Below are 13506 nucleotides of genomic sequence, written 5' to 3' on the forward strand. Positions count from 1 at the left end.
CGTGGGCATTGTCCCGGTCGCGAGATCGGGGCGGGGCTGGGCTGAGTCAGTCGACCAGGCCGGCGCGGTAGGCGGCGATGGCCACCTGTACGCGGTTCGTGACGGCGAGCTTGTCGAACAGGTGGGAGATGTGGCTCTTGACCGTGGCCTCGCTCATGTTCAGGCGGGCTGCGATCTCGGTGTTGGAGTGGCCGAGCCCAACCTCGGTGAGCACCTCGCGCTCGCGGCCGGTCAGGGCCTCCAACCGGGCGAGCGCGTCACGGCGGCGCCGAATGGGCTGGTCGGTGGTGAGCCGGTGGATCAGCCGCCGAGTGACCCGCGGGGACAGCATCGAGTCGCCGCCGTGCGCGAGACGGATCGCCCTGATCAGGTCGTGCGGCGAGGTGTCCTTGAGCAGGAACCCGCAGGCTCCCGCCTCCAGGGCGGTGAAGATGTGCTCGTCGCTGTCGAACGTGGTCAGGATGATCACCGCGGGTGCCCGGGCGAGCCGGCGGATGGCCCCGGTGGCGGTCAGGCCGTCGTACCGGGGCATCCTGACGTCCATCAGGACGACGTCGGGCCCCAGGCGGCGGACCGCGTCGACGGCCTGGTTGCCGTCCTCGGCCTCGCCCACGACCTCCACGTCGGGTGCGGACTCGATGATGAACCGCAGCCCCGCACGGATCAGTGGCTCGTCGTCAACCAGCAGTGTCCTGATCATGTGATTCCCTTGGGGATGCGTCCGCGGCGTGCCACGGCAGCCGGCCCTCAAGACGCCAGCCTCCCGCATCGTCCGGCCCGCCGCGCACCGTTCCGCCGATCAGCCGGAAACGCTCCGCCAGGCCCACCAGACCGACCCCGGCGCCGGTCTCCAGACTCGGCTGGGACGATCGTCCGTTGGCGACCACGATCGTGACGCCGTCGTCCCTGCTCCCGGTCGCCGTGACCGTGACCGGGGCCCCGTGGGCGTGCTTGTGCGCATTGGTCAGGCCCTCCTGGACGAGGCGATGCGCGGCCCTGGCCGTTTCCGGTGGCCACGTGCCGATATCGCCGTGCAGGGTTACGGTCCCGCCAGCCGATACCCAGGAGTCCACCAGCCGTCGCAGGTCGGGGAAGCCGTCGTCGTCATCGTCGGGCCCGGCGCGCAGCACGCCGAGGATCTTGCGCAGCTCTTCGAGCGCCTCCTGCGCGCTGACCCTGATCAGCGCCGCCTCCCGCTCGACGCGCTCCGGCCCCGCGCTCGCGTTCACCTCCAGGCCGCCGGCGTGCAGCGAGATGAGCGTCACCTTGTGCGCGAGCACGTCGTGCATCTCCCGGGCGATCCGGCCGCGTTCAGCGGACCTCGCCTGCTCGTCGCGCAGACGCTGCTCGGTCTCGGCGCGTTCCGCGCGCTCGCGCAGCGATCGGGTCAGCTCGCGGCGGGTGGTGGCGTACGCCCCTGCCGCCAGCGTGACCCCGGTGGCGGTCACCGCCGAGATCAGCGCGTCCGTGCCCAACCGGCCGCCGTCCACCCACTGCTGGGCCAGGAACCCCGCCATGCCGATCGCCGCCAGTGCCAGGAAACGCGTGCTCGCGCCGGAGAACAGGCTGATCAGCAGCGGCCCCGGATTGCCCGACAGCACGAACGCGCCCGCCCCGGCGACGGCCACCGCGACCGGCCACCGGCCCCGGAACCACACCGCACCCGTGCCTGCCAGCCCGGCGGCGGCGATGACGGGTCGCGGCAGCGGCGCCCACGGCGTCTTGACCGCCAGGACGGTGAGGAACAGGCAGAGCGCCACGAAGGCCACGCTGATCGCGCGCGGCCCGAGCGCGGCCACCCGCCGCAGCGCCGCGGGGTACGACAGCATCGCTCCAGCGTAGCCAGGGCGGCGGCGCGCCACTTCATACCGGGGTCGGTGCCGGACGCCGGGCGGTCTCCGACTTTCGTCGCAGACGCCTATGGCCGCGATGGCGATGCGGCCGCACCCTCGCCGGCCGCATCGTGGATGGCCTCGACAAGGTCAGGAGTCGTCCCGTGTATGTCTTCCGTTCGATGCTCGTCGCGGTGTGCGCGGCGTTGATGACCCTCGTGCCGCCCTGCGTCGCCTCCCCTGCCGCGGCGGCTACCGATATTCCGGACGAACGTGCTCTGGCAGACTTCTTCGACGCCGCGATGGCGGACGGGCTGGCGGCCAACCACGTGCCGGGCGCGGTCGTCTCGGTGGTGGCCGGTGGGAAGGTGCACTTCAGCAAGGGGTACGGACTGGCCGACGTCGAGAACCGCAGGCCCTTTGACCCGGACACCTCAACGGTCCGGATCGCCTCGATCACGAAGCTGTTCACCTGGACCGCGGTGATGCAGCAGGTTCAGCAGGGCAAGCTGGACCTGAAGGCGGACGTGAACCGCTACCTGACCGCGTTCCGGATCCCCGCGACCTACCCCCGGCCGATCACGCTGCAGGACCTGATGGACCACACGGCCGGGTTCGAGGACCGCACCATCGGCGTGGGGTCGCGGAGCAAGGACGACGTGCCGCCCTTGGCGGACTATCTCGCCGACAACATGCCCGCGCGGGTGCGCCCGCCCGGCGAGGTGTCGGCGTACTCGAACTATGGGGCGGCACTGGCCGGATACATCGTGTCGCGGGTGAGCGGGCAGCCGTATGACGAGTACGTGCGCGACCACATCCTCGACCCGCTCGCGATGCGGCACAGCACGGCCGCCGAGCCCGTCCCCGCCCCCTTGGCCGCGGATCTGGCGCGCAGCTACGACTACGAGGGCGGGGCGTATCGGCGCAAGCCGTTCGTCTTCGACAACCTCGCCCCCGACGGGTCGATCAGCGCCACCGCGAACGACATGGCCCACTTCATGATCGCCAACCTGCTGGACGGACGCTTCGGCGACCGGCGCATCCTCGACGAGCCGACGGCCCGGCTCATGCACCGGCGGACGTTCACGGCCGATCCGCGCATCGACGGGTACGCCCACGGCTTCAAGGAGCAGACGCTCAACGGGCATCGCGTGATCATGCACGACGGCGGCTGGGAGGGCTTCCAGAGTGCGTTGCTGCTGGTGCCCGACGCCGACCTCGGCCTGTTCGTCTCCATGAACAGTCTGGGCGGGGCCGACGCCGCCACCAAGATCATTCCTGCCTTCTTCGACCGCTTCCTGCCCGGAAAGCGCGCCGTGCCCGACGGCGGTGCTTCCGTCGTGCCTGTTGAAGGCTTCTACAAGCTCACCCGGTCCGCCGAGTCCAGCATCGAGAAGGTGATCGCCCTGACCAGTTCCACCCGGCTGCGGGTGGAGGGCGGGAAGCTCACCTTCAGGGGCTCGACGTGGAGCCCGCTGGGGCCCGGGCTGTATCAGCAGAACGGGGGCACGCAGCGGCTGGCGCTGGTGACCGGCGGGAGCGGTGTCGCGTACGTGGCCACGGACGGCCCCGCCTACCAACGCGTCCCCTGGTGGGATACCCCGCCGGTCAATGTCGTCATCGTCCTGCTGTTCGCCGTCACCGCCCTGACCGCCGTGCTCGGCCTGCCGGTGGCCGCTGTGGTCCGCCGGGCCAAGAAGCGCCCCGTTCCGCGTGTCTGGCGCGCCGGGCGTGTCCTGACCGGGCTCGCCGCCGCGGTCGGACTGGTGTTCGTGGTGCTGTTCACGCTGGTCCTGACCGGCGACACGAGCATCCTGTACGGCGTGCCGGCCAACGTCCAGGTCCTCCTGGTGCTGCCGCTGCTGGTCCTCGCACTCACCGTCGCCGCGATCGCCACCACCGTGACGGCCTGGCGGCGCGCGGGCGTCCTGGCCCGCGGCCACCAGGTGGTCGTGCTGGCGGGCCTGCTCGCCCTCCTCTGGTTCTGCCAGCACTGGAACCTGCTCGGCTGGCACCTGTGATCACTTGAGCACTCGACCGCCTGGCTTTCAAGGTGGCCAACGGCTACTGCGGCTTCGGCGGCACCAACGTCAAGCCAGGTGGCCCATCCGGGTGAGCCGCCTGCCCGACGGGGCTGGTCCCGACCGAGGATCGAGGCTCCAGGACCTGTCCAGTGCGAGGCAGGTCAGCGGCGGGGTAGCACGCCCAGGAGGGTTGCGGTCAGGGCCAGCTTCAAGGAGTCCTTAAGCTCCAGGTGGAAGCGGGCGAGGTCGGGCTCGGCCTGGTAGGCCGCCTGCAGGCTGGGTGGGGGTGTGCTGTACGCCGACAGCGCGCCGGCCATGACCATGGTTTGCAGGCTGAACAGTGTTGCGTTCTCGCCCAGCTCCGGCAGGTAGTTATGGATCAGGGCGGTCATGGTTGTCAGGCGGTCCAGGGAGGCGCGCTTGTAGCGTGCTACGACCTCGACGGAGACGTTGTGTTCCAGGACGCTGCCCTGTGCGCCGAAGAGGTCGCACAGCACCATTCGGCTGGAGAGCGAGCGGCTGAGGATCTCTGCCACCGCTGCCGCTCGCTCGGCCATGGGTAGATCTTCGTCGATGCCGGCGGCCAACTCGCCCGACAGTTCCGTCAGCCACTCCTGCAGGAAGCGGTCCAGCAGTTCTAGCAGCACCGCCTCGCGAGACTCGAAGTAGCGCAGCACGTTCGGCTTCGCCAGGCCTACCCGGCGGCTGAGCTCGTTCAGGGTGACCGCGGCCACGGGCATCTCGTGGAGCATCGCCGACGCCATGTCGAGGATCGCCCGCCGGCGGATCTCCCGCTGCTCTTCGGTTCGCGCCCGCTGGAAGCTCACGACCGCCAGCCTAACTTAAGTACCTCCGGTACGTTGACAGCGTACCGAAGGTACTTTAGCGTTGCGGCAGAAGATACCTTCGGTACGTTAGGTGGGAGCACGGCATGGGCAATAAGTGGACGACGGCGAACATTCCGGACCAACGCGGGCGGGTGGCCGTGGTGACCGGAGCCAACACCGGACTGGGATACGAGACCGCCAGGGCGCTCGCCGAGCGCGGGGCGTCCGTGATCCTCGCCGTGCGCAACGTCGAGAAGGGCGAGCAGGCCGCGGCCCGCATGACCGGCGACGTGACCGTGCAGGCGCTGGACCTGACCTCGCTCGACTCCGTCCGGGCCGCGGCGGCGGCGCTGCGGTCCCGGCTCGACCGCATCGACCTGCTGATCAACAACGCCGGCGTGATGTACACCCCGAAGCAGACCACCCGGGACGGCTTCGAGATGCAGTTCGGCACCAACCACCTCGGCCACTTCGCGCTCACCGGGCTGCTGCTGGACCTGATGCTGCCGGTGCCCGGCTCGCGCGTGGTGACGGTCAGCAGCACCGGCCACCGCATCCGGGCCGCGATCCACTTCGACGACCTGCAGTGGGAGCGGTCGTACAGCCGGGTCGCCGCCTATGGTCAGTCGAAGCTGGCCAACCTGATGTTCACGTACGAGCTGCAGCGCCGGCTCGCCACGTACGGCACCACCGTCGCGGTGGCCGCGCACCCCGGCATGTCCAGCACCGAGCTCGCCCGCAACACCCCCGCGGCCCTCCGGCTTCCGCTCACCTGGCTCGCGCCGCTGATCAGCCAGACGCCGGCGATGGGCGCGTTGCCGACCCTGCGCGCCGCCACCGACCCCGCCGTGCTCGGCGGCCAGTACTACGGTCCCGGCGGACGCTTCGAGGTCATGGGCCACCCCCGGCTGGTCACCTCCAGCCCGGAGTCGTACAAGGTAGTCGTCCAGCAGCGGCTGTGGGCCGTCTCCGAAGACCTCACCGGCGTGAAGTTTCCCGTCGTTCAGTCCAAGCAGAACTCGTTTCCCTCGGGATCGGCCATCACGATGTAGCCCGCGCTGGTAGGAGGCGCCGGCTTGTCGCGGCGCAAGCGCCCGTTCGGTCGACGATCATGGGGACGGCTGGCGCAGCGCCGGCCCGCTGACCCGGCTCAGGCCCGGGCGGCGCGTTCGATCGCCACTCCCACGCCGTCGAGCAGGTGGTCAAGGCCGGCGCGGAAGTCGTCGTCCGGGGCGGCCCCCGCGCGGGGGTCGAACACCCCGGCCTCGACGGCGTGGGCCAGTGCCGGGAACCGGGCGGGGTCGGCGAGCTCGGTGAGCAGGGCGGCGTACGTCTCGTCGGCCCTTTTCTCTGGTCCGGCGGGGATGGACGTCAGGAGTTGGGCGGCGCCGCGCACGTAGTGCAGCACCAGCATGACCACAGAGAACCGGGCCCGTGGGTCCAGCGGCGTGCCGCCGAGGGAGCGCAGCGCGGCGTCCAGCCAGGCGAGCTGGCCGGGGTCCATCGGCGGGGAGTTCGCCAGCTGGGCGATCCACGGATGCCGCAGGTAGACGTCGAACAGTTCGACGGCCCATCGGGTGAGTGAGCCGCGCCAGTCGGCCGGCGCTGTGTCGAACTCCGGCGGCGGGCCGGGTGCGGCGGCCAGCATGAACAGTTGCAGGTCGTCCTTGCCGGCCACGTGCCGGTACAGCGACATGGGCGCGCAGCCGAGCCGTTCGGCGAGCCGGGCCATGGACAGCGCGGCCAGGCCCTCCTCGTCGGCGAGGGCGATGGCCGCCGCCACGATCCGCTCCAGGCTGAGCGCGGGCGTGCGTCCCCGCCCCTTCGGCTTGGCCCGTCCCCACAGCACGTTCAGCGCGTGCGGCAGCTCGTTCCCGATGTCGTCCGGCATTCCAGTGAGCTTACCAGTTTGCGTATGGCCTACTCCTTGCGTATATGGTACGCATTGAGCGTATGGGATACGCATCCTCGACCGTCCTCTTGGAGCCGTCATGCACACGACGATCGACAGTCCTCCGCCGGTATCGGTCCGCCGGCGTCCGTGGTGGCGGCGCCGCTGGACGGTGCCGCTCGGCCTGGTCACGGCCGGGTTCCTCGCGTTCTCGCTGCCGCCGTACCTGACCGGGGACCCGTCGCTGTCCCGGGTGCCGCAGCCAGAGGGGTTCGGCCTGCACTACCCGCTGCTCGTGGCGCACGTACTGTTCGCCTCGGTCGCCATGGTCACCGCGTTCTTCCAGGTGTGGCCGTGGTTTCGGCGGCGGCACCGGGTGTGGCACCGGCGTGCCGGGCGGGTCTACGTGTTCGCCGGGGTGCTGCCTGCCGGGCTGACCGGTCTGGTCATCGGGGCGCGTTCCCCGTTCGGGCTGTTCCTCGCGGTCAGCGACGTGCTCCTCGCCCTGCTGTGGCTCGCCTTCACCCTGGCGGGCTGGCGCGCCGCCCGCGCCCGCCGATACGCCGACCACCGGCGCTGGATGCTGCGCAGCGCCGTGCTGACCTACTCCATCATCACCAACCGGGTGTGGACAGGGATCCTGATCATCGCCCTTCCCCCGCTGCAGGACACCGTCTTCCGTGGCGATCCCGACCTGATGGCGTGGACGATCTCCGGCCTGTCCGGCTGGCTCGGCTGGACGATCCCGCTGCTGGTCGTGGAGTGGTACCTGGAGCGCGAGGTGGCCCGCCGCGGCCGCCGCACCGCCCTCGCGACCTGATCCCGGAGGCCGGTCTCAGGCCGACCCCGGAACGACCGCCCGCCCCGGAACCACCGCCGCAGGTGCCGGGGCGTTCGCGTCCGCGGAGGACCTGAACTGTGCACGGCGCTGTCTGTGACGGCTCGTCGTCTCGCGCCCGAAGCGGTGGACGTGGTCGGCGAATACTCCGGTGTGTGAGACTCCCCCTGACCCCGATGGCTGGTTTCCCTGGCACCACTCGGACCGCGCCGAGCAGTATCGGGAGCTACAGCCTTTGCTGTGGCTCTGGCCGGGTGACCAGCGGGACCGGAGCCCCGATCGTTCTTCGTCTCAGTGAAGGTAAGGAGGCGGCGTATGCGGCGAGGGGAGGACGCAGTGGGGGTGAGGGTCAGCGCGCGAACTTATCGCGGGCGGCTGGGGTGACGGGGGTGAAGAAGTTGACGAGGTTGCCGTCGGGGTCACGCAGCAGGAGTGAGCGGTTGCCCCAGGGCATCGTGGTGGGCTCGTTGACGAACTCCTTTACGAAGCCGGACAGATTCCGATGCACGCCGTCCACGTCGTCGACGAGGAACTCGATGATCACAGTGCGGTTGTCGGCTGGCCGGGCAGCGCCAGGCGCGATGAGCGAGACGGTGCGGGTGCTGCCGATCGCCAGGGTCCCGGAGGTGGTTCTGAGCTCGGCGAAGTCCTCGCTGTATCGGGTGGCGCGTACATCCGTGGCTCGCTCGTAGAAGTCGACGAGGCGTGCGACGTCGCCCGTGATGATGCGGATCGATACGAAGTCCATGGTGGTCTCCCTGCTTATGGGCTGTTCTCCGACCGCAGGCTAAGACGAATACCGGACAGAAACCGCCCAGTATCTCCACTAACTTGTATGTCGTGGCCCGACCTACTCACCGCGTGCTCACGCTGTTAGAGCTCCTGCAGTCGGGCGGCACCCGGACGATGGCCGAACTCGCCGACCGGCTCGGCGTCGACGAGCGCACCGTACGGCGGTACGTGGACCACCTGGTCGACCTCGACGTGCCCGTCGAGTCGGTGCGCGGCCGCTACGGCGGGTACCGGCTCGCCCCCGGATACCGCCTGCCTCCGCTCATGCTGAGCGACGACGAGGCGCTCGCCGTGCTGCTTGGCCTGGTCGCCGGTCGCCGGTCAGGGCTGGTGACGACGATGGGCACGGCGAGTGAGACGGCGGCGGCCAAGATTCGGCGGGTCCTGCCCGGGCGGCTCGCCCGCAGGCTCGACACGGTGATCGAATCCCTCGCCTTCACAGCTCCACCCGGCGAGTCCGTCACCCCGGAGACCGCGGTCCTGCTCTCCATCGCGGATGCGGTGCGCCATCACCGGCCGATCTCGATCAGGTACACCGCCGCCGACGGCCGGCGCAGCGAACGGACGCTGCATCCATACGGGCTCGTCGCCCATTCGGGCCGGTGGTACGTCACGGGCGTTGACCCCAAGATCGGTGAGGAGCGGACCTTCCGGCTGGATCGCATCGCGGACGCGAGGACCCTGCCCGGTTCGTTTGAGCCGCCTGCCGGGCTTGATCCGGCGCAGCGCGTTCTGTCGGCCCTCGCCAAGGCTCCGTACCGGCATGAAGTGGTCCTGCTCATCCAGGGGACAGTCGAGCAGATCCGCGCCCGGCTTCCCGCCAGCGTCGCGACTGTGGAGGAGCCCGCATCCGCGCACGACACAGATCGCGACACCGAGGGCTGGCTCCGCGTCGAGTTGCGAGCGGAGCGGCTCGACTGGTTGCCTCCGGTGCTCGCGTCGCTCGACCGGCCGTTCGTCATCGAGCGACCAGACGAACTCCGCGGCCTTGTCGCCGCGCTGGCTGACCGGCTCGCGGCCTCCGCCCGCAGGGTCCCTCCTGCCCCGGGCACAGTTGTCGCGTGAAGCGGAGGGCTTTGTGCGTCGACCGGAACCTTATCCGGGGGATTTACGGTGTGGAGCCGGCATCGCCCCCTGCCGTAGTGAGTCCGGCTTCGTAGGCGGTGACCACGGCCTGTACACGGTCGCGTAGTCCAAGCTTTGACAGGATGTGCCGCACGTGGCTTTTGACCGTCGCGAGCGAGATGAACAGCTCTTGTGCGATCTCGGGGTTGGAGCGGCCTGCGGCGACGAGCCTGAGCACTTGGATCTCGCGGTTGCTGAGCGCTTCGAGCCGCGGTGGCTTGACCAGGCCGAGCGGGGGGTGCCGCACGTAGTGATTCACGATCCGTTCGAGCACCTCTGGCGCTAGCGGGGTCTCTCCCGCCGCCGTCGTGCGCACCGCCTCCACGAGCCGCTCACGCCCTGCATCCTTGAGCAGGAAGCCGGCGGCACCGGCCCGTAGCGATTCGTAGACGTACTGGTCGAGGCCGAAGGTCGTCAGCACCAGGACACGGGTCGGGACGTTCATCGCGGCGATGCGCCGGGTCGCCTCGATCCCGTCGAGGCTCGGCATACGGAGGTCCATCAGAACGACGTCCGGCCGCGTCCTCCGGACGAGCTCAACCGCCGCGGCGCCGTCGGCCGCCTCACCCAGGATCTCGATGTCCGCCAGCTCAAGAATGAGTCGTAACCCATCACGAACCAGTGCCTGGTCATCGGCGATGACGACGGAGGTCATGTCACCGACAGCGGGTCGAGTGGCAGCTCGGCCATCACCTCGAAGCCCCCGCCCGGCGCCGGCCCTGTGCGCAGGTGACCTCCGAGCAGGCGCGTCCGCTCGCGTATCCCGATCAGGCCGTAGCCCGCACCTGCCTGGGACACCGGCCCAGGACCGCTATCGGTCACCCGCAGCCTCAGGGTTTCTTTCCCCCAGAGGACTTCGAGCAGCACGGGCGCGCCGGCTGCGTGCTTACGCGCGTTGGTCAGCGCCTCCTGGCTCAGGCGGTAGGCGGCGAGCTGGACGCTCGGCGGCGTGGGGCGGGGGGTGCCACGTACCACCATGTCCACCTGCATGCCGGACGCGCGCGCCCGGTCGACCAACCTAATCAAGTCCTGCACCCCAGGCTGCGGATGCGACCCATGCTCGTCGCCGTCCTGGCGGAGCGCGCCGAGCACCCGCCGCATCTCACTCAACGCCTCGCCCGCGGATTCGCGGATGGCGGCGATCGGTGCCCTCGCGAGCTGCGGTGCCTTTTCGATGGCCGCCTCCGCTGCATCCGCCTGCAGGGCGATGACGCTGACGTCATGTCCTATGACGTCGTGCAGCTCCCGGGCGATGCGCGCCCGCTCCTCGGCCACCGCGACCCGTTCGGCCCCCGCCCTCTCGCGTCGCAGGTCTTCGGCGAGTTCCTTCATGCGTGCGGTCTGCGCTCGCTGGTGGGCGACCAGGCGCCCGATAGCCGTGGGCGCGGCGACCGCGAGCATCGCGCCGAAGACCGCACCGAAGGGCTCCGGTCCGAGCAATGTCGCCACGGCGCCCGTGATCGAGCCGGTCACGGCTGTCGCGACGGTGACTCCAAGCGCGGCGACCCGTGTCCCGACGGAGTAGTAGAGCAGAACGGTGATCACGTAACCCAGGAACAGGAAGCCATTGGTGGGGATGAGCCATATGAAGGAGCCGGCGAGTGCGGCGATGACCGGATGCCGGCGTCGCCATGCCAGCGGCACCGTGGAGCCGACGGCGACGAGCACGGACACGGGAAGGCTGGCAATAGGTGCGACGACCACCTGCGCGAGGGAGGCGCCGCAAAACAGGGCCGCGAGGATGGCGTCAATGCGCTGAGGGCTCCTGGTCAGGGCGCGGGGCGCAGACCATAGCGACATGGATCAAGACTAACAGGATGAGAAGTGGGCAAACCTGATTATCAGCCCCAGGGCTGATTGAAAAGCCGCCTGCGGTGCGATGTCAAATGTCCAGCTCGGGCGTAGCGTCTGCGGCGTCGTTCACGGTCCCTGAGGAGCTTTCGCATGTCTCCCGAAACCACCACTCCGCCTCGCCCCAGTCAGGCCTCAGTGATCGCCTGGTGGGCCGGACGAGTCCTGCTCCTGCTGCTCGGGCTGTTTGGGCTCGCCGCTACGTCCTATTTCACGTTCTTCGCCGCGCCGGAGGACGGGGGTGTAACGACTCCGATCGACTGGGCGCTCGCCGCATGGTCGTACACGGTTGGCGTCGGCTACCTGTGGGTCGCCGTCCGCATCGGAGCGAACCCCGGACTGCGCACCGCCGCCTTCGTGTTCGTGATCGCGCAGATGGTGTTCAGCGTGATCAAAATCGTCTGGTACGACGAGATGGTCCTGCCCGTTATCGCTGTCGATGCGCTTCTCCTGGCGCTGCTCGCGCTGGGAAAGCGCCGATAGCCCACAGTCCGAACCATACGCTGGGAGCGGCATCGACGTAGGCAGAAATGAGCCGTGCCCTCCCGGCACTTCAGGCCAAGAGCGACGGCTACCTGGCCGGCTCTGGAGAGGGGTGGCTGATTTTTTGCCTCAGATGAACCACTATGCAATACCTTTTCAAGGTGCCGAACGGCGCTGCGGCCTCGGCGGCACCGGCCTTAGTTGCCCCGTCGGCTTGAGTGCCGACGAGTCGTAGCGCGGCGGAGGCCATCGCCTTGGACCTATGGCCTCAAGAGGTTCCGCTTCTCGGGCAGGTCGATCACGCCGAAGAGGGCGAGCAGGCCGAACCCGGCAAGGACGGCGACGAGTAGCCAGGCGATCGGATGGCCGAGGTTCAGCGTCCAGCTGGTGCCTATGCGGGCATGGATGAGGAGTGCGGAGTCACGGCGGTTGACGTAAACCGTCCCCGCGAGGAACCAGTGCCTGTCGTCATCACGTTGCGCGACCCCGGAGTCCTCCGCCTCCTCTCCGGGCAGGGCGGTCAGGCGATGCCCTGCCTGACCCACCTTCATCTCCCAGACCATCCATCCGGCGAGCAGTGCGACGAGCGGCAGACAGGCGGCCACCTGCCACACGACCGCGGGTGTGATGACCTCCCACAGTTGCAGCGCCGAGACGAGCAGGCCCAGGTTCAGGCAGGCGGCCGACAGCAGCGAGAGTGCGGCGACGCCGTGCAGGTAGACGCGATAGCGACGGGCCGATCCCTTGGGCCTTGCCGCGTCGAGGTCGGGGCGGGCACGCAACACGATCAGGACCACAGGGAGGATGAGCAGGGTGAGCGCAGTTTGATACACCACCGGCTCGAAGACGTTCAGCAAAGTGGCGGGCTCACGCTGCGCGGGGGCCACGCCGTATCCGAGGAACAGTGGCACCGTGTCGGGCGGCCCGCCGTACCGTGACCACCCGATGCCCGCAGTGAGCAGCAGGGTTGCCAGGGCGGGCAGACCCCAGGCCCACGGCACCCGGACAGGGTCGGTGCGGAAGGTGGTGTCGACGGTGATGCCCTGACGCCGTTCGGCCGTCCACCCTCCAGCGTCCTTGGCGGCGCGGACCTTGCGATGAGCGCGGTAGTACAGCAGCAGGTCCGCCATGGTCAGAGCGGTCGCGACGGCGCCGAGCACGGCCGGGTGATCCGCGGCGAGCAGCGCGGGGATCGAGGTGATCACGGCGATCGCGGCGACCAGGCCGACCAGGCGGGCGAAGGTCCGTCGTTGGGCGACGATGGCGGGATCGGCCACTCGCTCGGAGGCCACGCGTACGCCGAACGGCAGGGTCGGTCTGGCAAGCACCGGCAGGGCCAGCATGAGGCAGGTGACCAGCGCGACGGTGGCCAGGTCGGCCGCGATGAGCAGCATCACAGCACCTCCGTGAACCCGGTCAGCATCGCTTCGCACCGGCGTATCACGGACCCTCGGTCAAGGCCGTGGACGGTGGCTTCCGCCAACAGCACGCGCATTCGTTCCTCCCAGTCGTCGGTGAATCCCGCCTCGGGCGGCCCGCTGGCGGCGTCTCGTCGCACAACCGCGCCGCTCTTGCGGTTGATACGGATGACTCCCTGCTGTCGCAGCAGGTCGTAGGCCTTGTTCACGGTGTGGAAATTGATGCCGAAGTCAGCGGCCAGCTGCCGGGTCGAGGGGAGCGGGTCGCCTTCCCGCGCTTCCCCCCGGGCGATCGCCTCCACGATGCGATCCCTGATCTGCTGGTAGATCGGGACCTCGCTGTCGAGGTCAAGGGTCAAGTGCACACCACCAGAGTATCTGCTATACAACTTATAGAACAGATAGAGCTCGCCATTGGAAAGGGG

At 69.4% G+C, this 13506-nt stretch carries 14 protein-coding genes; 5 read left to right on the plus strand and 9 right to left on the minus strand.

The annotated features are described in order from the left end of the window. Positions 1-46 precede the first annotated feature (46 nt). Positions 47-700 (minus strand): response regulator transcription factor, encoded by a 654-nt coding sequence (locus HHX41_RS19380; protein ID WP_169981074.1) that lies wholly within the window; start codon positions 698-700, stop codon positions 47-49. After that, entirely contained in the window at positions 678-1829 is a 1152-nt protein-coding gene (locus HHX41_RS19385; RefSeq protein ID WP_182907101.1) for a sensor histidine kinase, read from the minus strand. Before HHX41_RS19385 ends, HHX41_RS19380 begins: the two co-directional genes overlap by 23 nt. A gap of 167 nt (positions 1830-1996) precedes the next feature. Between HHX41_RS19385 and HHX41_RS19390 the strand changes: the two genes are divergently transcribed. Further along, positions 1997-3853: a serine hydrolase gene (locus HHX41_RS19390; protein WP_182907102.1), complete on the plus strand. Its 1857-nt coding sequence runs from the start codon at positions 1997-1999 to the stop codon at positions 3851-3853. A 164-nt stretch (positions 3854-4017) separates the two neighbouring features. Here the strand turns inward: HHX41_RS19390 and HHX41_RS19395 are convergent, their stop codons facing one another. After that, entirely contained in the window at positions 4018-4683 is a 666-nt protein-coding gene (locus HHX41_RS19395; protein ID WP_182907103.1) for a TetR/AcrR family transcriptional regulator, read from the minus strand. Positions 4684-4787: 104 nt separating this feature from the next. Between HHX41_RS19395 and HHX41_RS19400 the strand changes: the two genes are divergently transcribed. Continuing rightward, the gene (locus HHX41_RS19400) at positions 4788-5735 is read left to right on the plus strand and encodes an SDR family NAD(P)-dependent oxidoreductase (protein WP_182907104.1); all 948 of its coding nucleotides are present in this window, start codon (positions 4788-4790) and stop codon (positions 5733-5735) included. Positions 5736-5833: 98 nt separating this feature from the next. Here the strand turns inward: HHX41_RS19400 and HHX41_RS19405 are convergent, their stop codons facing one another. Beyond that, positions 5834-6574 (minus strand): TetR/AcrR family transcriptional regulator, encoded by a 741-nt coding sequence (locus HHX41_RS19405; protein ID WP_182907105.1) that lies wholly within the window; start codon positions 6572-6574, stop codon positions 5834-5836. Positions 6575-6674: 100 nt separating this feature from the next. Here HHX41_RS19405 and HHX41_RS19410 point away from each other — a divergent pair, with 100 nt between their 5' ends. Then, entirely contained in the window at positions 6675-7394 is a 720-nt protein-coding gene (locus HHX41_RS19410) for a DUF2306 domain-containing protein (protein WP_182907106.1), read from the plus strand. A 367-nt stretch (positions 7395-7761) separates the two neighbouring features. On the opposite strand, the gene HHX41_RS19415 is transcribed toward HHX41_RS19410, so the two are convergent. Further along, positions 7762-8160 (minus strand): VOC family protein, encoded by a 399-nt coding sequence (locus HHX41_RS19415; RefSeq protein ID WP_182907107.1) that lies wholly within the window; start codon positions 8158-8160, stop codon positions 7762-7764. 113 nt (positions 8161-8273) lie between these two features. Between HHX41_RS19415 and HHX41_RS19420 the strand changes: the two genes are divergently transcribed. Then, entirely contained in the window at positions 8274-9269 is a 996-nt protein-coding gene (locus HHX41_RS19420) for a YafY family protein (RefSeq protein ID WP_310742069.1), read from the plus strand. Positions 9270-9312: 43 nt separating this feature from the next. Here the strand turns inward: HHX41_RS19420 and HHX41_RS19425 are convergent, their stop codons facing one another. Together HHX41_RS19425 and HHX41_RS19430 are read right to left on the minus strand one after the other, a co-directional pair. After that, positions 9313-9984 (minus strand): response regulator transcription factor, encoded by a 672-nt coding sequence (locus tag HHX41_RS19425; RefSeq protein ID WP_182907109.1) that lies wholly within the window; start codon positions 9982-9984, stop codon positions 9313-9315. Further along, positions 9981-11129 (minus strand): sensor histidine kinase, encoded by a 1149-nt coding sequence (locus HHX41_RS19430; protein ID WP_182907110.1) that lies wholly within the window; start codon positions 11127-11129, stop codon positions 9981-9983. The genes HHX41_RS19425 and HHX41_RS19430 overlap by 4 nt, the downstream gene beginning before the upstream one ends. Positions 11130-11273: 144 nt before the next feature. Between HHX41_RS19430 and HHX41_RS19435 the strand changes: the two genes are divergently transcribed. Further along, entirely contained in the window at positions 11274-11663 is a 390-nt protein-coding gene (locus HHX41_RS19435; protein ID WP_182907111.1) for a hypothetical protein, read from the plus strand. 260 nt (positions 11664-11923) lie between these two features. Here the strand turns inward: HHX41_RS19435 and HHX41_RS19440 are convergent, their stop codons facing one another. Both HHX41_RS19440 and HHX41_RS19445 read right to left on the minus strand, forming a co-directional pair. Continuing rightward, on the minus strand, positions 11924-13057 hold the full coding sequence (locus HHX41_RS19440) for a DUF1648 domain-containing protein (protein WP_182907112.1): 1134 nt from the start codon (positions 13055-13057) through the stop codon (positions 11924-11926). Beyond that, positions 13057-13446 (minus strand): GntR family transcriptional regulator, encoded by a 390-nt coding sequence (locus HHX41_RS19445; protein WP_169981045.1) that lies wholly within the window; start codon positions 13444-13446, stop codon positions 13057-13059. Before HHX41_RS19445 ends, HHX41_RS19440 begins: the two co-directional genes overlap by 1 nt. Between the last annotated feature and the right edge of the window lie 60 nt (positions 13447-13506).

Source organism: Microbispora sp. H13382 (genome assembly GCF_014161445.1).
Lineage (GTDB): Bacteria > Actinomycetota > Actinomycetes > Streptosporangiales > Streptosporangiaceae > Microbispora.

Bases quoted from the DNA above. Each gene is read 5' to 3' on its own strand.
- HHX41_RS19405 (WP_182907105.1), bottom strand. From the start codon at position 6,574: ATGCCGGACGACATCGGGAACGAGCTGCCGCACGCGCTGAACGTGCTG.
- HHX41_RS19380 (WP_169981074.1), bottom strand. From the start codon at position 700: ATGATCAGGACACTGCTGGTTGACGACGAGCCACTGATCCGTGCGGGG.
- HHX41_RS19410 (WP_182907106.1), top strand. From the start codon at position 6,675: ATGCACACGACGATCGACAGTCCTCCGCCGGTATCGGTCCGCCGGCGT.
- HHX41_RS19415 (WP_182907107.1), bottom strand. From the start codon at position 8,160: ATGGACTTCGTATCGATCCGCATCATCACGGGCGACGTCGCACGCCTC.
- HHX41_RS19430 (WP_182907110.1), bottom strand. From the start codon at position 11,129: ATGTCGCTATGGTCTGCGCCCCGCGCCCTGACCAGGAGCCCTCAGCGC.
- HHX41_RS19425 (WP_182907109.1), bottom strand. From the start codon at position 9,984: ATGACCTCCGTCGTCATCGCCGATGACCAGGCACTGGTTCGTGATGGG.
- HHX41_RS19385 (WP_182907101.1), bottom strand. From the start codon at position 1,829: ATGCTGTCGTACCCCGCGGCGCTGCGGCGGGTGGCCGCGCTCGGGCCG.
- HHX41_RS19435 (WP_182907111.1), top strand. From the start codon at position 11,274: ATGTCTCCCGAAACCACCACTCCGCCTCGCCCCAGTCAGGCCTCAGTG.
- HHX41_RS19440 (WP_182907112.1), bottom strand. From the start codon at position 13,057: ATGCTGCTCATCGCGGCCGACCTGGCCACCGTCGCGCTGGTCACCTGC.
- HHX41_RS19400 (WP_182907104.1), top strand. From the start codon at position 4,788: ATGGGCAATAAGTGGACGACGGCGAACATTCCGGACCAACGCGGGCGG.